Source organism: Borborobacter arsenicus (assembly GCF_003934165.1).
Taxonomy (GTDB): domain Bacteria; phylum Pseudomonadota; class Alphaproteobacteria; order Rhizobiales; family Rhizobiaceae; genus Pseudaminobacter; species Pseudaminobacter arsenicus.
Genome location: NZ_ML133514.1, coordinates 35,665 through 51,123, shown reverse-complemented (window position 1 = coordinate 51,123; position 15,459 = coordinate 35,665). Strand labels below are relative to the sequence as shown.

Genomic DNA, 15,459 nt, shown 5'->3' with positions numbered 1-15,459 from the left:
TGTGCAACCCCGACCAGCTTCGCCTGATCGGGCGCTCACCGCCGTGCCCTTCATCAACCCAAGCAGGGGGTCCCTTTTACGCGAAAATACGGGGTCCCGATTCCATGGTCATTGACACCATGGCCGATCCGAAGGCTGCAAGCATTTCAGCGGCGTGGATGCGTTCAGCTTCGTTGCCTCTTTCGAGCTGGGCGCCTGCGTGATTGTGAAGGCCGCATTCCAGGAGCGTGGCTACAACTTCTTTGAATTCCTCGCCGCGCAACAGCGAGAGGAACTCAAAGCTGGCCTCGAGTGCAACGTGGACAGGCACCGACAACAATATCGGCCGCAAATCCTCCCGGTTCCGGTGCTGGGAGAAAGCGATAAGCGCCTTCAAAACGGACCGGCGTGCTTCGGTGTCGACGCGCGAACGCCGCTGTCGCAAGACGCGGCGCAAGATCAGAAACAACATGACCGCAAGCGAGACGGCGCTGAGGAGGAGGGACATGGACCAGATCAGCCACAGCATGGTCAGAACCGCGCAGTCAGGCTGAAACCGAACGTATCCCGATCGAACGTAGGACGCTGCTCATGGGCAAAGCTGCCGTGCAGGGTCAGAGTGTCGGAAATATCATAGGAAGCTCCTGCAAAAACCGAGCGGGTCGGCACCAGTGTGCCATCCGAGATTTCCGGAGCGTCTGCGTAACCGCCAAAGACATTCAATCGAGGCGTCACCACGAAATCGGCGCGCAGGACGTAGCCATCCGCACGGGTTCCCTCATCGTCCTGCGCATGAACCCACCGGGCAGAGATGCCCAGTCTTTCCTCAAACATGTAGGCTTGCACCCAAGGCATGATCGTAGCAACGTCGGGGCCTGCAAACCGATCGTATCGGGCATCAAGGTTGAGGAAGACGGGACCGTAGGCGTCCGCACGAGGAAGCGCCCGCCAGGACGCGCCCGCGCCGATCGAAAACCGTGCGAGGAAAGCAGCTTGCGGGGTTGCGGCAACGAGTCCGTAGCCGGAAAGCAAAGGCGAAAAGGCCTGATCAATACGGCCTTCGATCTGAAGGTCGGTTTGACCATAACGGCTTGCTACACGCGAGCGAACCCCCACGGTCGTATCCGGCGTGACCCGATAGGAAAGGCTGGCTGAACTGTCGGTCCATGCGCTGCGACCGCCCGAGAGATCGCTTATCTCGCTTCCCAGATCGAGCCGCCACCTGCGCTGCCCCTTGCGGATGCTGGCAAGGAGGCCGCCAAAGTCGCTGTTACCTGGATGTTCACGCACCAGCGGTTCGGCCAGCGCCTGCGCGGCATCCAGCTTCCCGGACCGAAATTCGATCATCGCCATTCCGAATTTCGCATCCGCATAATTCGGCGCAAGAGCCAGCACCTTGGAAAAGGCATGGCGCGCGGCAGCGAGATCGTTACGCCCAAGTTCGGAAAAGCCAATCTGCACCAGCGTATCCGCATTGTCCGGCCGGAGCGCGAGTGCGCGTTTCAGCAGCGTGACAGCCTCGTCGAAACGCTGCTCCTGTCGCGCCTTGACGCCGGAGCTGTATAACTCGTCCGCAGTCTGCGCACCGGCATCGAAAGTCGATGCGAGGGTGAAAACCAAACAGACGATGATTGCGGCGCATCTGCCTGGTCGCATCACCGCTTTCCGTTTTTGCGTGCGATCAAGCGGCCAAGCCTGGCCAAAAGCTCCTCAGGGATAAATGGCTTCACAAGATAGTCGTCCGCGCCCTTCTCAAGAGCCGAAACAATATCCCTCTCGGATTTTCGGGCCGTCAGCATGATGACAGGGGTTTCTGCCAAGACCGGGTCGTTCTTGATGTGGGTGAGTACCTCGAAGCCATCCGACTTCGGCATCATCGCATCGAGCACGACAATATCCGGCGTCTCCGTTTCTGCCTTGGAAAGCGCCTCCGCCCCATCTATCGCTCTGACCACTTCGTAGCCTTTGGCCCGCAGCCTGAATTCCATCAGTTCCAGCAGCAGGTCATCGTCATCGCAAATCAGAACTTTAGCTTTAACTCCGTCCACCAGTTCCGCTCCGGTTCACACCCTTCGATGTAATTGGCCCCCCCGGAGTGATCAGTTCATGGACCAACACCCCACCAAAAGCGGCCCATGCGCCCAAATTTCTTTCAAGTCTCACTTGTGCCGCCTCAATCGCCTCGCGGTTTCCTAAAAAGCTGATTCGTGAGGGATCCACTTCGACTTCACTAGCCGAGTATGTCGGCTTGGTACAGGTGTCCGCAACCGGGTTTACCGTTACGAGCGGCCGCGTATGCAACGGGCCGTTTTCCAAGGCAACGGCAACCGGAAGGCCCTGCTTCGCACCCCACTCCAGCCAATGTCGCGCGATCTACTCCACCTGGTCCATGTCGGTGCGGTAAGCCATCACGACGATGTCGGAGATCGAACCCGCTGCTTTGAGCAGTGCCCCCTCGCCGAAGAGGTCGTCCAGCATCCGGAACGGCACCGCCACCGAAACCTTGGCGCCGAGGCACGCCGCCAATTGCCCGATCGTCTTTGTCCATTCCCGCCAGGCAGCAGCCGGATCATGCTTGTGGCCCGCCATCAAATACGGCTCGATATCATATTGGACGGAATGCAATCCGGCGCCCGCTTGCCGGAAACGGCGAATTATGCGAGCGCGCTCCAGCGCATTGGCTCGGCCTTCTGCGCTGGCCATCTCGGGGTCACCCTCCACGGCGCGTACCACAATGCCGGCGGCGGCGAGGACGTCGATAAGGCGTTGCACTTTCGCCAGGTCGGCAATTTCGCCACCTTCGATGGGCAATTGAAGAAGAAGGGAGCCGACGCCGTGCTGTCGTGCGCGGGTTATAAGCTGCTCGGGCTGGCCCAGCCATGGCCGCAGGTCCCAGATCCAGCTCCCCACGCCTTGCGCCTGCATCGGCTGCGCCCGCACTATCAGCCTGGCCGTTCTCGCTGATGCGCTTCGAGCAACTTTCTTACGTCTCCGGCAAGCGTCATTGGATCGAAGGGCTTGGCGATGATACCGACCGCCCCCATCGCAAGGTAGCGCTCCACCTCGTGTGTCTGCGTGCGCGCTGTGATGAACACGACTGGAATGGATGATGTATGGGACGCTTCGGCCAACCGCCGCAACGTTTCCGGTCCGTCCATCTCCGGCATCATCACATCAAGAAGGATGAGGTCGGGCTGCCACTCGGCCGCCTCCTCCAAGGCCGTTGCACCTGACGAGCAGGTGCGTATGCTAAACCTCGATTCCAGTTCAAGCGACATCTTCGCGATTTCCCGGATGTCGTCCTCATCATCCACATAGAGGATCTTCGCCGCCATCATCTTCACCCTTAGTCCGAGTGGCTCGTATGCGCCCTGTTGCAGACGCGCGGCAGAAAGCTTGCGACCAACCTGGCCACGTCCAGTTCCGATACTTTGGTTTTCGTCATAACACTCATGACGCGATCGCTTAGCGTCTGGTCGAATTCGGCAGCCGAGAAGACGATCACTCCCGTTTCAAGCGGCAACTCCGACAGCAGATCGAGGCCGGATCCGTCCGGGAGCGTGATATCGAGGATCAGGAGATCGAAATGCTGGCTGGAAATCTCCTGCTTCGCTTCCTTTAGCGTCCGCGCGTAAGTGATCGCTACATCCGATCCCAGCCCCTCCGACATCACCGCCAGGATGCCCTCGTCGTCTTCGACGTGAAGTATCCTGGGTTTCCGGTCAACTTTGCGCGCAACGATCTTGCCAAGCGCCGTGTGGAGCCGCTCCGGATCGACGGGCTTTTCCAGCCAGTCGATGATGCCAACAGCCGACCCGTTGAGCACACGCCTTGCCTCGTCGGCAACAGCGGAAATCACGATGATTGAAATGTCCCGGTTAGCTGGTGAATCACGAATGTCGCGGAAGAGCTTGATGCCGGATTCCCCCGCCAGCTTTATGTCTAGGGTCAGCGCCTCGTAGTCGCGTGATTGCAGCAAGGCCTTTGCCGAAGTGACATCAGGTGCCACGTCGCTCGAAAAGCCCTCCGCATCGAGAAGTGCCGCTATCACCGTAGAAACATCGGGCTCATCCTCGACGATCAGGACGCGCATGCGCCGATCAGCCGTTACCTCTTGCTCCTCAATCCCAACCTGCTGTGGCGGCTCCTTCCTAAGAGCTTCGGGCAGGTCCATGTGAAACGACGTGCCGGTGCCTTCCTTGCTTTCGAATGAAATCGTGCCGCCGAGCCTCTCGACAATGCTTTTGGCGATGCTAAGCCCAAGACCGGTGCCGCCTTTCTCGCGTGTATTCGACGCATCCGCCTGTTCGAACTTCCCGAAGATACGGTTGCGGAAGGCTTCGGGTATGCCGCTGCCGCGATCGACCACCGATATCCGTAGCATCCCGCCGGCCTGACGCTGGACCTTCAAGGTGACGGTTTCGCCCGCCGGCGAGTATTTGATGGCGTTGGAAAGAAGATTTGCCAGGACCTGGTGCAGGCGGTCCGGATCGATTGCGGACTCGGCGCGCGGTGCATCGTCCACCAGGACAATCCTCACCTGCCGCTCGGTCATGTAATTCGCGCTGCCGGCGATGGCCTGCTCCAAAACGGGCCGGATCGGCATGCGCGCGATCTCGAAGGTCATCTTGCCCGACTCGATGCTTTCCATGTCGAGGATGTCGTTTATGAGATGAACGAGCCTCTCACTATTGGCATGGGCGATCTTCACCAGGTTCGCTGCCTTGGGCGGCAGGTCGCCGGCCACGCCGGCCGCAATCAGCCCCAGCGAGCCCCGGATGGAGGTCAGAGGTGTGCGCAACTCGTGGCTGACCGTGGAAATAAACTCGTTCTTGAGTTGCGCGTTCCGCTTCTGCTCGGTCACATCCCGATTGTGCGTTATCACGCCGACGATCTGATTGCTTTCGTCCCTGAAAGGCGCCTTCAGTGAGGAAAGCCAACCTTGCCGGCCGTCGGCAAGCAGCGTCGGCTGGTCGATCCGCAAGGTCTCCCCGCTGCGAATCATTGCCAACTCGTCTTCCCTGAACCGTTCCGCCACGTCTCGGGGGTAGAAGTCGAAATCGGTCTTGCCAATGAGGTTCTCGACCGATCCCGCGCGCATCAATGCAGCCGTTGCCGGGTTCGCGGCAATGAATCTACCTTCAAGATCCTTGACGTTCAGGCAGTCGGGTAGCTCCAGTACCATCGCGCTGTAGATCATATTGGCTTCCGACAGTTCACGCCGGCGCAATTGCCGATCCAGAAGCACTCCAACGACGATTGAACTGAGGAAACCAAATAATGTTAGCGGTAATGCGGCTTGTTGTAGGAAACCGGCCCTTGCCAAGGAAGGAAACGCCAGCAGGCTGCCGATAGTCCCCAATGCAACGGCAACCCCGAAGCCGAAAATATCCAGCATCGTCCTCTGGCGCGCCCGCACGATACCGTGACAGACAAGTCCGACGATGGCGGCCACAAGAATGCCCGCGGAACCGGGGACCGCGCCCTCCCCGCCGATGTAAAGCCGATATACTATGGCTCCCGTCGTAGCCACCACCATTGCCGGAACTCCCCCGAAGAAGGCAGCGGCCGCTATGAAGGCAGAACGCAGATCTAGGATGAAGCCGGAAACGATTGGGCGCGCGATTGCCATCGACGTGACTGCGCCGATACCCATCACCAGGCCCAGCAGCAGCGACTGCATTCGCTTCGACAAGCGTCCGGTGGCATCCGAGAGTAGATCCCAGGCAACCAGGAGAATCGAAACAAGGGCAAGATTCGCCAGAAGTGACTGCCAGACCGACATCATGCCGCTTTTGACCTCCGTTTGCGCCATGGATACGGGGTAAATCTATCCTTTCCCTAAAGACTTCGTAGCGTTGTCACGGAAATGCGGCGATTGCGTCCGGGTGCCGGATGCTTTCACGACGATATAGGGCCAACCCATGGGCGGTCTTTTTGAAAGCGATCGAGTTGGACTTAATTCAACCGAGTAGCGCAGCGGCGGCGGCGGCAAATCGAACCCGCCGCTGCCGGACGGCGCTCCATTCGTCAGCCTACCCGGGCAAACCAGCAAAAGGATTTTGGTACGTTATGCCCAACGGTTGGAAATCTTTTTCATTTTCTGTGAGCACGATCAAATCATGCTGACGGCCCGTGGCCGCAATAGCGATATCTTCGAAACCTGGTGAGATGCCTGCCGCCCGCGCGGTCGTCATCAATTGCCCGGTGATGGTCGCCGTTTCGAGATCGAGCGACAAGATGCGGCTCCCGTAGTAATGACGGATTTCTCCCCACCACTCCGAGAGTGCGGCCGCTTTCCTGGTCGCACCCATCCGCTTGGCGTTCGCAATCCCATCCTCGATTTCAGCCGCGGTGATTACCGACAGCCATAGATCGGATGACCTCTCTATGATCCACGCTGCCAATTCCTCATCAGCCGGTGTCCGACGTTTTGAAGGCGCAAGCATGCTCACGACATTCGTATCAAGAAGATACAATGTTAAAATGCCGGATCACGAAGGGCACGCGCAGGCTTTCGGCTTCGCGCAGGCAGATCGCCGTCTTCCAGTGGTGAATTCGTCAATAGCCAACCGAGTGATGGCACTCGAGATAGACGTTCATAGTCTGCATATCCGATGACGACGGCTTCTCTTTTTCCATGACGAGTTACGACCGTCGGCTCTCCCGCGACGGCTTTGTCGATGACATGGGAGAAAGTCGCTTTTACATCTTTGAGCTGAGCTTCTTTCATCGCTGGAAACTCCCAATGACTAAAGTGGTCATATATAGAATGAAGCCCGTTCTGACAAGGGCCAGGATGACGGCATTGGGCGAACTTGCGGCAGTGGAGCGACTGCGATTCTAGTTGCTACCCATGGCAACAGGATCCAGGCCGGAGCCGACGTCAATGCCAAGGATAATATCGGGAATAGCCCTATCTTTGCAGGCGCACGCGGGCACCTTGAAATCCTGAAGATGACACTGAGGGGTGGTGCCGATCTCAAAAAGTATGAACCGTTACGGGGGGCACTGCCCTCATACCTGCCTCCGAACGCGGCCATGTTGAGACTGTACGCGCGCTGATCGAAGCGGGCGTCTATGTCGGCCATCCCGACAAGCTCGGCTGGCCTGCCATGAAGCGCTGGATCGGATGGATCCGCTCATCACCCAGATGCTGAAGCGCTATTGCGACATAGCCAAAGTACTGACCGGCCTGCCTGAAGTGAGACCTGAGACCGTCCGCACAATGCTGGCTGCGTCGATCCCGTAATGCCGGTAAAGGTCAGCGATAGATCCGGTCTGGCCGAAATGTTCCACGCCTAGCGGTATTGTCCGGTGACCGGCGACGCCTCCCAGCCACGCAAGGGTCGCTGGATGGCCATCGGTGACGGTAACGATAGCGCAGTGGCGCGGCAAATCAGCCAGCAGGGTCTCGATATGTCCGGCAGCCTTCTTGTGGCCCCGCTTGCGTGCGCGCTGCGCGGCGGTCCAGCCTGCATTCAGCCGATCCGCCGATGTTATGGCAAGGACGCCGATGTCGCGGCGATCCTCGCCCAGGCGCCCGGCAGCATCGATGACCTCCGGGGCAACGGTACCCTGATAGGCCAGAATGACATCCGCATTGGGACCCGGGCGTCGCAGCCAGTAGGCGCCGTCGATGACACCGCGGCGGAAATGGTCGTCGCTGCGGCGCATCGGCTGCTCCAGCGGCCGCGTCGACAGTCGCAGATAGACCGAACCACCCGTTTCATCGCGCAGCCAGGTGCGCTCATCAGGGTCGCCTTCGCCATCACGCTGCATGTAGTCGAAAGCCCAATCCATGATGACGGAAAGCTCGTCGAGGAACGCCGGCTCGAAGCTCGCCAATCCGTCCTGGCTGATGCCGATGAGTTGCGAGCCGATCGACTGGTGCGCCCCGCCCTCTGGCGCAAGCGTGACGCCCGAAGGCGTACCGACAATCATGAAGCGTGCATCCTGATAGCAGGCATAATTGAGCGCATCGAGACCGCGCGCGATGAACGGATCATAGACGGTGCCGATCGGCAGCACGCGTTGCCCGAACAGCGAGTGCGACAAGCCGGCCGCACCCAGCAGCAGAAACAGGTTCATCTCGGCAATGCCGAGTTCGATATGCTGGCCTTCCGGCGAAAACCGCCATTTCTGGGCCGAGGGTACGCGCTCGTCGCGAAACGTGTCGGCCTGGATATCGCGGGCAAACAGACCGCGCCGGTTGACCCACGGCCCCAGATTGGTGGATACGGTCACGTCCGGCGCGGTGGTCACGATGCGGTCGGCGATCTCACGGTCGCTTTTTGCCAGACTATCGAGGATCTTGCCGAAGCCTGTCTGGGTGGACAACACCTTATCATCGAGGAAAACAGGGCCCGGCGTCGGGACCTTTGCTGCCGCGAACCGGCGACGTCCCTTTTCGAAAAAGGGAACGGCGGCGAGGAAGTCGCGCAACTCGAGGACATCCCCGGCACAGGTCGAGAACGGCTCCCATTCGCCACCTTCGGCAACGCCCATGGCTGCCTGGAACTGTGCCATCTGCTGCACGGTCATCAGACCGGCATGGTTGTCCTTGTGGCCGGCCAGCGGCGTACCCCATCCCTTGATCGTATAGGCCAGGAAAACCGTCGGCCGGTCATGGTCCACCGCGTCAAAAGCCTCGGCCAGGCTCTCCACGCAGTGGCCGCCGAGATTGTTCATCAGGGCTGAAAGCTCCTCATCGGTGCGGTGCGTCAGCAGCGCGCTGACATCACCCTGATCGCCGATCTCGTCCATGAGCCGCTTGCGCCATGCCTCCCCGCCCTGGAAGGTCAGTGCCGAATAGAGCTGGTTGGGGCACCGGTCGATCCATTCGCGCAGCTTTTCACCACCGGGCTCCTCGAAGGCTGCTCTTTGCAATGCGCCATATTTGAGAACCACGACATCCCAGCCGAAGGCGCGAAACACCGCCTCGATGCGCTGCCACAGGCCTTCGCGCACCACGCCGTCGAGGCTCTGGCGATTATAGTCGATGACCCACCAGGTGTTGCGCAGGTCATGCTTCCAGCCCTCCTGAAGGCATTCATAGATATTGCCCTCGTCAAGCTCGGCATCGCCGACAAGCGCCACCATGCGACCCATAGGGATATCGTCGCCCCATTTCTTCGCCGCCAGATAGTCCTGCATGATGGAAGCGAACGCGGTTATCGCCACGCCAAGACCCACCGAGCCGGTGGAGAAATCCACATCGTCGACATCCTTCGTGCGGCTTGGATAGGATTGCGCACCGCCATATCCACGAAAATTCTCCAGCTTCTCGCGCGTCTGGTTTTCCATCAGATATTGTATGGCGTGGAAAACGGGCGAAGCATGCGGCTTCACCGCTACCCGGTCCTCGGCTCGCAGCGCATGAAAATAAAGTGCCGTCATGATCGACACCATCGAAGCCGACGAGGCCTGATGCCCACCCACCTTCACTTCGCCTTTTTCCCGCAGCGCATTGGCGTTGTGGATCATCCAGCAGGCAAGCCAGAGGACCTGCTTTTCGATAGCCTTGAGCTGCTTGCTGCGATCAGCGTCCATGCTGCCAATCTCCTTGTTGCGGAATACCGATATACGTGACCAGACCTATTTTTCGAAGGCAGGGTCGATCGGAACCCGGTAGCCATTGACCAGACGATTGGTTTCGTTGGCCATGCCGACAACCGCCATCAATTCACCGAATTGCTCTTGCGTCATGCCAGCCTTCGCCGCCGCCGCGCTGTGGCTGGCAATGCAGTAGCCGCAATTGTTGGTGACGCTCACCGCCAGATAGACCATTTCCTTGACGACAGGATCGAGCGCACCGGGGGCCATCACTTCCTTGACGCTCTCCCACGTCCGCTTCAACGTCTTCGGATCGTTCGCCAGATATTTCCAGAAATTGTTGACGTCCTGCAAGTTGCGCGATGTCTTGATGTCGTCGAACACAGCCTTCACTTCGGCTGGGGCATCGGCGTATTCGATGGGTTTCGGCTTGCTCATGATGGTTCTCCTTGACTGGCCGTCAATCCGGCAATCTCACCGACAGTGACAGGCTTGATAGGCATGCGAATCCGGTAGTATCCGACGTCTTGTGGCGACCGGCCCGAAAGCTGGGCGATCGTCTCGACAACGGTATGGCCGCACATGCGACCCTGGCAGGGCCCCATGCCAGCGCGCGTGAAGCTCTTGAGCTGGTTCGGGCCCGGGCACCCTTCCTGGACCGCCTTGGCGAGTTGTTCACGGCGCACCTCCTCGCATCGGCAAACGACAACCTCGTCATCGACCGGTGCCCGGAACCGTGGTGCCGGACGGTAAAGACGATCAAGAAAAGGACGTACCGCCAGGTCGCGCCGCCGCTTCGAGAGAAGCCGGCCTGAGGCGCGATCAAACGCGGAGCGGTCTATCCGGCCGAGATCATACGCGATGCCGAGCGCGGCGATCTCGCCTGAAAGTGCGGCGGACTTGGCACCGCCAATACCGCCCCCGTCGCCAGCGACAGTGAGCCAATCAAGGCTGGTACGGCCGAAGGCATCTGTCTCGGGCCGCCAGCATGTCTGCGCCTCGTCCCAGCGATGCGTGCATCGCGTCGCCATGGTTACGTTGACATTGGGAATGACACCATGATGGACGAATGCATGGTCGCATTCAATGGAATGCTCGCCCACTCGATCGCGCCAGCGGACCGCCTGCAACCTATCGGTTCCGCTAAAATCCACTTCCGTCACGCCACGGTGGATCGGGGTTTCCGACCGACGGATGGCGCTAAGCATTTTCATCCCCTTGCGCAGGTAGGACGGCTTCAGCAGCGCGGCTGGCAGGCTAGGTAGGGCGGCAATATGGCTGCTCTTGTCGGTCGTGTCGATCAGCGCCCTGATCCTCACACCCGCCTGCAGATATTGATAGGCAAGCAGGTAGAGAAGCGGCCCGCAGCCGACGAAGACGGCGTCGTCCACCACCGTCTGATCCGTTTTTAGAAGGATCTGGGCAGCACCGGCGGTCATCACCCCCGGCAGTGTCCAACCCTTCACCGGAAACGGCCGTTCCATCGCCCCGGTGGCAACCAGCACATGCAGCGCCGCGGTTTCGCCGCTGTCAGCGGCCGATATCCATGAGACGCCGCCTTCACCGATCCGCCAGACGGTCGTGCCAGCGCGGTAAATGGCACCGCTGTCGGCAAAGGCATCGGCGAGCGGGCGCCCCGCCAGATAGTCCTCGCCGAGGATCGATGCCAGCCGATCCGACCCGAGCCCGGTTATATTGCGGTAGATTTGCCCGCCGGGAGAATTCTGCTCATCGAAGATCGCAACCGAGAGTCCGTGCTTTCGCGCAGTGATCGCTGCCGACATTCCAGCCGGCCCGACTCCGATCACGGCGAGATCGACGCTTCCGCCGTTCATGGTGCGCCCTCCCCGGCCGGTTTGATCGGGCTTGCACCCAGTTGGCGCTCGATCACCATCCCTTCCCGCACAGTTTCAAGGCAGGTCTGGCAATTGGTGATACCGTCGATCGTGGCCAGACATTCGAAGCAGACACCCATCATGCAATAGGGCATGCGCGGCTCTCCGCTCACCGGCGTGGTGCGAAACGGCTGGAAACCAGCTCGCAGAAGCACGGAAGCCAGATTGGCGCCGATCTCGGCCTGCACGGTGCGGCCGTCCACCTTGATTGCGGTCATCGGCCTGCCTGTGGCCTCAAGCAGCCTGAACATGGAACCGCTCCGGTGAAAAAGGCTCGAATGTTCCGGCATCGAGGACACCGGCGCGAAGCGCTTCAACAATGGCGCCGCAGTGAAACGGAGCCAATGTCACGCCACTGTGGACGCTGAGGACAAAAGCTCCGGGGCAGGAACGCGATTGCTGGTAAACCGGCACGCCATCCCTGGTCATGATACGAAGCGCACCCCAGGCGCGAACGACGCGGGCATTGCGCAACAGCGGAAACGCGGTAATCGCGCGCCGCGCCGTCTCCTTTAGGACGGGCAAAGTCGTCGCGTCATCCATGCCGGCGTCCTCGGAGGATTCGCCGAACAGGCATCCGCCCTCGAGCGTCTGCCGTATGAAATTGGTGCCGAAATGCAGGAACGGCCTGATCTTCTCCGTCACCATGATCTGGCCACGCACCGGCCGAACCGGGGCACTCATTCCCAGTTGCGGTGCGAGTTTTTCGTTTCCAAGGCCGGCGGCCAGCACAACCTTTCCGGCATTGACGATGCCTGCCTGCGTATCGATGGCAACGCCTTGGCCGTCTGCGCGCAAGCCAAGCGCAGCCTGGCGTGGCAAATATCTTCCACCAAGCAGAATGGTCCCGGAAATCAGGGCGCGCAGCAAATGGAGGGGATTTGCGGTGCCATCGCTTGGGCAGAAAGTGGCCCCGGCCACATCCTGCCCGATTTCAGGCAGCCGTTTTGCAAGTTCGGGCCGATCGAGAACCTCGAACGGGCTTGCCACCGTGGCGCTTTTATCGATCCGGGCCATGGTCTCAGCCCGCCGCTGGAGTTCTTCCGAGGAGAAACAGATATAGAAAGCGCCCGGACGGCGAAAATGAAGGTCCTGACCGGTGCGTTCCTCCAATTCCCGTGCGAAGTCTGCCCAGTCATTCGCGGCTCGGCGGGTGAGGTCGGCATAGGCCGGTGATGTGCCACCCTTGCCCTGGACCCAGACATTGCCGAAATTGCCCCGCGCGGCGCGAAAGGCAATATCGCCCTCATCCAGCAGCAGCACTTTCTCGCCGGCCCTGGCCAGCCCATAGGAAACGGCAGCGCCGACAATGCCGCCGCCAATAACCACATAGTCGGATGAAGCAACTGCCGGCACGGCAGATCAATCGTTCTGATAGCGGCGCGGCCGCAGGCTGGCGTGGAAAAGATTGACCATCGCCACAGTATCATAAACGGGAATCCCCAGGCGCTTGGAGATGTCATAGGTGAAGGGGGCAAGATTGGTGCACTCGGAAACGATAGCGCCGACGTCGGGATGCCGCTCGATCATAGTTTCGGCAGCGGCAACGACTTCGCGCCTGAGCGTGTCGAAGGTGACGCTATTGTCACCTTCCTTGATCCAGCGCACGAAGTTGGAATCCTGCGGCACGCCGATAACCGGCGTGTCCTGGGAAATGCCGACTGCCTCAAGATAAGGCCCGTTCAACACGTCGCCATTGTAGGTCAGGATGCCAACGCGCTTGCCGGTGGGCAGCATGCGTTCGACCATCGGCACCTGGAGCAGGCTGCTCGTGGCAACCGGGACGCTGCAATGGTCCGCGAGCTCCTTCTGGTAGATGGAGAGAAAGCCACAAGTGGTGGTTATGCCGTCGACGCCGGCTGCGATCAGTTCGTCGGCAGCACGCTTGAACGGTTCCAGCAGGCTTGCATTGTGCAGATCGGTCATTCTGGTCGGCACGGCATCATGGACGATCTTGTACTGCACCGGGAAGGACCAGGTCTCGGCATTGCCGATATCGCCGAGATACCGCCTGAAGGTGCTGTTCACCATCAGGATTCCGATCGAGACACCGTAATATGTTTTCTGCGCCGGCATTGGCTTCTCCTAGAGTCCGTTATTCGCTTGAGTTTGGGGGGCCGTGTTGCGGGCGGAAGAAACCCTATAGTACCAGCGGCCAGCAAGGATGACGGCCGCAATCGCACCGAATCCTATCGCTGCGCGATAGGCGTCGGGCACTGCCTGCAGCAAAGCGCATGAGATACCGAGCAGAACCAGCGCGAAACGCAGCCAGAACGACAGGCGCCCGTCAGTATATCCGACATAACCGATGGTGATGAGGATGATGCCCGAGGCAATGGCCAGCGTGGCGCTGACGATCTCGAATAGCGTTCCGTCGAGCGTGATCGCCGGTTCGTAGATAAAAGAGATGCCGACGATGAAACCGCCGACCGCCATTCGGAATGCCTGGAAGCCGGTGGCGATCGGATTGGCCCTCGCGATGGCCGCTGCGGCGTAGGATGCGGCTGCGACAGGCGGCGTCGCATCCGCCATGACCGCGAAGTAGAGGATAAACAGGTGGATGCTGAGCAGCGAGGTCATCCCATGCTCGGCAATCAACGGCGCACCAATTGCAGCGGTGATGATATAGGCCGGCGTCGTCGGTACGCCCATGCCAAGGAAAAGGCAACTGGCGGCGACCAGAACCACCAGCAGGATCAGCGAGTCACCGGCAAGCGACTTGATGATGCCGGTAAAGGCCAGAAGCAGTCCGGTATTGGTGAGTGCTGCCGTGATGATGCCGGCTGCGGTGATGGCCACGGCAATGACGCAGATGGTCTGGCCGGCATCGACGAAGGCATCGAAGACCTTGCGCCATCCCATGCGCGAATGCGTACGCAGCCACGCCGACACGACCACAGTGACTGTCGCCCAGAACGCCGAGAAATAAGGCGAATAGCGCATCGACATTAGCGTCAGCAGCACGACCAGCGGTATGGCGAAATGGATATCGGTGAGGATATCCCTGAGCGACGCAATCTCGTTCTTGGGCAGGGACGAGATGCCGAGACGCTTTGCCTGGAAGTGCACGGCGACAAAGATACCCAGATAATAGAGCACGGCGCCGATGGCAGCTGCGGCGATGATATGGACATAGGGAACCGAGATCATCTCGGCCATGACGAAGGCTGCGGCGCCCATCACCGGAGGCATGATCAGACCGCCGACGCTCGCGGCTGTCTCGATGCCGCCGGCCATCGAGGCCGGAAATCCCATGCGCTTCATCTCGGGTATGGTGACCGATCCGGTGACGACCACATTTGCCACCGACGATCCGCTGGTCATCCCGAACAGCCCGGACTCCACCACGACGACCTTTGCCGGGCCGCCGGTGTATCTTCCCGCAAAAAAGGTGCCGACATTCATGAACAGGCGGCCCATGCCGCTGCCCTGCAGGAACGCGCCGAAAATCAGGAAAGCCGCCACGATGGTCGCCGATATCACCGTAAGCTGGCCATAGAGGCCACTGCCATTCATCAGGTAAAGGATATCGACCACCTGATTGTAGGGCAGATTCCGGTAGTACCAAACCCCCGGCAGCAGGTGACAAATGAACATGTAGAAGATCACCAGCCCTGCCAGGATCGACAAGACGATCGACAAGGCGCGCCGCACGGCTTCGAGCACAAGGATCACCAGCGCCGTGCCGAGCACCAGTTCGAGTAGCGTCGGCGGGTCGATGAACGGACTTCTGTCATAGACCCGGGACGTATTCAGATAGATATAGAGGCTGGGGAGCAAGGACGCGGCCGCAAGCACCCAATCGAGTGCTGTAGGGCGTGTCAGGGGCGAGGTCTGCCGTGCCGGATAGAGCAGGAAAACCGGCGGCACGGCCAGGATCAGGTGCAGGCTGGCAAGCTTCAACGGCTCGGGAAATCCGAATCCGTTGAAGTAGAAATGCAACGCGGCGGTTGCGGCCAGCCAAAGCGAGACACCAATCGAAACCGGCCCTTCAAGTTTTCTCATTTTTGTTCCCCAGAAACTGTCGAAG

The 15,459-nt window shown here is 60.0% G+C and carries 16 protein-coding genes and 1 pseudogene; 2 read left to right on the top strand and 15 right to left on the bottom strand.

Annotation, left to right across the window (positions count from 1 at the left end; translation table 11 throughout):
* Nucleotides 1–76 precede the first annotated feature (76 nt).
* Together EET67_RS07005 and EET67_RS07000 are read right to left on the bottom strand one after the other, a co-directional pair.
* On the bottom strand, nucleotides 77–508 hold the full coding sequence (locus EET67_RS07005; protein ID WP_128625501.1) for a hypothetical protein: 432 nt from the start codon (nucleotides 506–508) through the stop codon (nucleotides 77–79).
* A 2-nt stretch (nucleotides 509–510) separates the two neighbouring features.
* Nucleotides 511–1,374 carry a YaiO family outer membrane beta-barrel protein gene (locus tag EET67_RS07000; RefSeq protein ID WP_342634653.1) on the bottom strand — a complete coding sequence of 288 codons (864 nt, stop codon included), beginning with the start codon at nucleotides 1,372–1,374 and terminating at the stop codon, nucleotides 511–513.
* Nucleotides 1,375–1,386: 12 nt separating this feature from the next.
* Here EET67_RS07000 and EET67_RS26490 point away from each other — a divergent pair, with 12 nt between their 5' ends.
* Nucleotides 1,387–1,545, top strand: a complete 159-nt coding sequence (locus EET67_RS26490; protein ID WP_342634654.1) for a hypothetical protein — start codon at nucleotides 1,387–1,389, stop codon at nucleotides 1,543–1,545.
* 89 nt (nucleotides 1,546–1,634) lie between these two features.
* Here EET67_RS26490 and EET67_RS06995 read toward each other — a convergent pair whose 3' ends face one another.
* The 6 genes from EET67_RS06995 to EET67_RS06970 form a co-directional block, all read right to left on the bottom strand.
* A complete protein-coding gene (locus tag EET67_RS06995) occupies nucleotides 1,635–2,027 on the bottom strand; it encodes a response regulator transcription factor (RefSeq protein WP_128625499.1) in 393 nt (130 codons plus the stop codon).
* Between the two features lie 325 nt (nucleotides 2,028–2,352).
* On the bottom strand, nucleotides 2,353–2,904 hold the full coding sequence (locus EET67_RS06990) for a hypothetical protein (RefSeq protein ID WP_128625498.1): 552 nt from the start codon (nucleotides 2,902–2,904) through the stop codon (nucleotides 2,353–2,355).
* A 17-nt stretch (nucleotides 2,905–2,921) separates the two neighbouring features.
* The gene (locus tag EET67_RS06985; RefSeq protein ID WP_128625497.1) at nucleotides 2,922–3,314 is read right to left on the bottom strand and encodes a response regulator; all 393 of its coding nucleotides are present in this window, start codon (nucleotides 3,312–3,314) and stop codon (nucleotides 2,922–2,924) included.
* A gap of 11 nt (nucleotides 3,315–3,325) precedes the next feature.
* The gene (locus EET67_RS06980) at nucleotides 3,326–5,767 is read right to left on the bottom strand and encodes a hybrid sensor histidine kinase/response regulator (RefSeq protein WP_128625496.1); all 2,442 of its coding nucleotides are present in this window, start codon (nucleotides 5,765–5,767) and stop codon (nucleotides 3,326–3,328) included.
* Nucleotides 5,768–6,014: 247 nt separating this feature from the next.
* Nucleotides 6,015–6,458, bottom strand: coding sequence for a type II toxin-antitoxin system VapC family toxin (locus EET67_RS06975; protein ID WP_128625495.1), 444 nt, complete (start codon nucleotides 6,456–6,458; stop codon nucleotides 6,015–6,017).
* Nucleotides 6,459–6,460: 2 nt separating this feature from the next.
* On the bottom strand, nucleotides 6,461–6,712 hold the full coding sequence (locus tag EET67_RS06970) for a type II toxin-antitoxin system Phd/YefM family antitoxin (protein ID WP_128625494.1): 252 nt from the start codon (nucleotides 6,710–6,712) through the stop codon (nucleotides 6,461–6,463).
* Nucleotides 6,713–6,804: 92 nt separating this feature from the next.
* Between EET67_RS06970 and EET67_RS26030 the strand changes: the two are divergent.
* Nucleotides 6,805–7,097, top strand: a pseudogene (locus EET67_RS26030) (ankyrin repeat domain-containing protein); the annotation flags it as partial.
* A gap of 46 nt (nucleotides 7,098–7,143) precedes the next feature.
* Here EET67_RS26030 and EET67_RS06960 read toward each other — a convergent pair.
* The 7 genes from EET67_RS06960 to EET67_RS06930 are packed head-to-tail and all read right to left on the bottom strand — an operon-like array spanning nucleotide 7,144 to nucleotide 15,434.
* Nucleotides 7,144–9,531 (bottom strand): transketolase-like TK C-terminal-containing protein, encoded by a 2,388-nt coding sequence (locus EET67_RS06960; RefSeq protein ID WP_128625493.1) that lies wholly within the window; start codon nucleotides 9,529–9,531, stop codon nucleotides 7,144–7,146.
* Nucleotides 9,532–9,576: 45 nt separating this feature from the next.
* Nucleotides 9,577–9,972, bottom strand: a complete 396-nt coding sequence (locus EET67_RS06955; RefSeq protein ID WP_128625492.1) for a carboxymuconolactone decarboxylase family protein — start codon at nucleotides 9,970–9,972, stop codon at nucleotides 9,577–9,579.
* A complete protein-coding gene (locus EET67_RS06950) occupies nucleotides 9,969–11,369 on the bottom strand; it encodes an FAD/NAD(P)-dependent oxidoreductase (protein WP_128625491.1) in 1,401 nt (466 codons plus the stop codon). Before EET67_RS06950 ends, EET67_RS06955 begins: the two co-directional genes overlap by 4 nt.
* The gene (locus EET67_RS06945; protein WP_128625490.1) at nucleotides 11,366–11,680 is read right to left on the bottom strand and encodes a (2Fe-2S)-binding protein; all 315 of its coding nucleotides are present in this window, start codon (nucleotides 11,678–11,680) and stop codon (nucleotides 11,366–11,368) included. The genes EET67_RS06950 and EET67_RS06945 overlap by 4 nt, the downstream gene beginning before the upstream one ends.
* Entirely contained in the window at nucleotides 11,664–12,785 is a 1,122-nt protein-coding gene (locus tag EET67_RS06940; RefSeq protein ID WP_128625489.1) for an NAD(P)/FAD-dependent oxidoreductase, read from the bottom strand. Before EET67_RS06940 ends, EET67_RS06945 begins: the two co-directional genes overlap by 17 nt.
* A 6-nt stretch (nucleotides 12,786–12,791) precedes the next feature.
* The gene (locus tag EET67_RS06935) at nucleotides 12,792–13,505 is read right to left on the bottom strand and encodes an aspartate/glutamate racemase family protein (RefSeq protein WP_128625488.1); all 714 of its coding nucleotides are present in this window, start codon (nucleotides 13,503–13,505) and stop codon (nucleotides 12,792–12,794) included.
* Between the two features lie 9 nt (nucleotides 13,506–13,514).
* Nucleotides 13,515–15,434 carry a TRAP transporter permease gene (locus EET67_RS06930; protein WP_128625487.1) on the bottom strand — a complete coding sequence of 640 codons (1,920 nt, stop codon included), beginning with the start codon at nucleotides 15,432–15,434 and terminating at the stop codon, nucleotides 13,515–13,517.
* Nucleotides 15,435–15,459: the final 25 nt, after the last annotated feature.

What these genes read in the sequence shown, in the direction of transcription:
- EET67_RS07005 (WP_128625501.1), bottom strand. Translation starts at nt 508, where the DNA reads ATGCTGTGGCTGATCTGGTCCATGTCCCTCCTCCTCAGCGCCGTCTCG.
- EET67_RS26490 (WP_342634654.1), top strand. Translation starts at nt 1,387, where the DNA reads ATGGCGCGCGGCAGCGAGATCGTTACGCCCAAGTTCGGAAAAGCCAAT.
- EET67_RS06990 (WP_128625498.1), bottom strand. Translation starts at nt 2,904, where the DNA reads ATGCAGGCGCAAGGCGTGGGGAGCTGGATCTGGGACCTGCGGCCATGG.
- EET67_RS06985 (WP_128625497.1), bottom strand. Translation starts at nt 3,314, where the DNA reads ATGGCGGCGAAGATCCTCTATGTGGATGATGAGGACGACATCCGGGAA.
- EET67_RS06980 (WP_128625496.1), bottom strand. Translation starts at nt 5,767, where the DNA reads ATGATGTCGGTCTGGCAGTCACTTCTGGCGAATCTTGCCCTTGTTTCG.
- EET67_RS06970 (WP_128625494.1), bottom strand. Translation starts at nt 6,712, where the DNA reads ATGAAAGAAGCTCAGCTCAAAGATGTAAAAGCGACTTTCTCCCATGTC.
- EET67_RS06960 (WP_128625493.1), bottom strand. Translation starts at nt 9,531, where the DNA reads ATGGACGCTGATCGCAGCAAGCAGCTCAAGGCTATCGAAAAGCAGGTC.
- EET67_RS06955 (WP_128625492.1), bottom strand. Translation starts at nt 9,972, where the DNA reads ATGAGCAAGCCGAAACCCATCGAATACGCCGATGCCCCAGCCGAAGTG.
- EET67_RS06950 (WP_128625491.1), bottom strand. Translation starts at nt 11,369, where the DNA reads ATGAACGGCGGAAGCGTCGATCTCGCCGTGATCGGAGTCGGGCCGGCT.
- EET67_RS06945 (WP_128625490.1), bottom strand. Translation starts at nt 11,680, where the DNA reads ATGTTCAGGCTGCTTGAGGCCACAGGCAGGCCGATGACCGCAATCAAG.
- EET67_RS06935 (WP_128625488.1), bottom strand. Translation starts at nt 13,505, where the DNA reads ATGCCGGCGCAGAAAACATATTACGGTGTCTCGATCGGAATCCTGATG.
- EET67_RS06930 (WP_128625487.1), bottom strand. Translation starts at nt 15,434, where the DNA reads ATGAGAAAACTTGAAGGGCCGGTTTCGATTGGTGTCTCGCTTTGGCTG.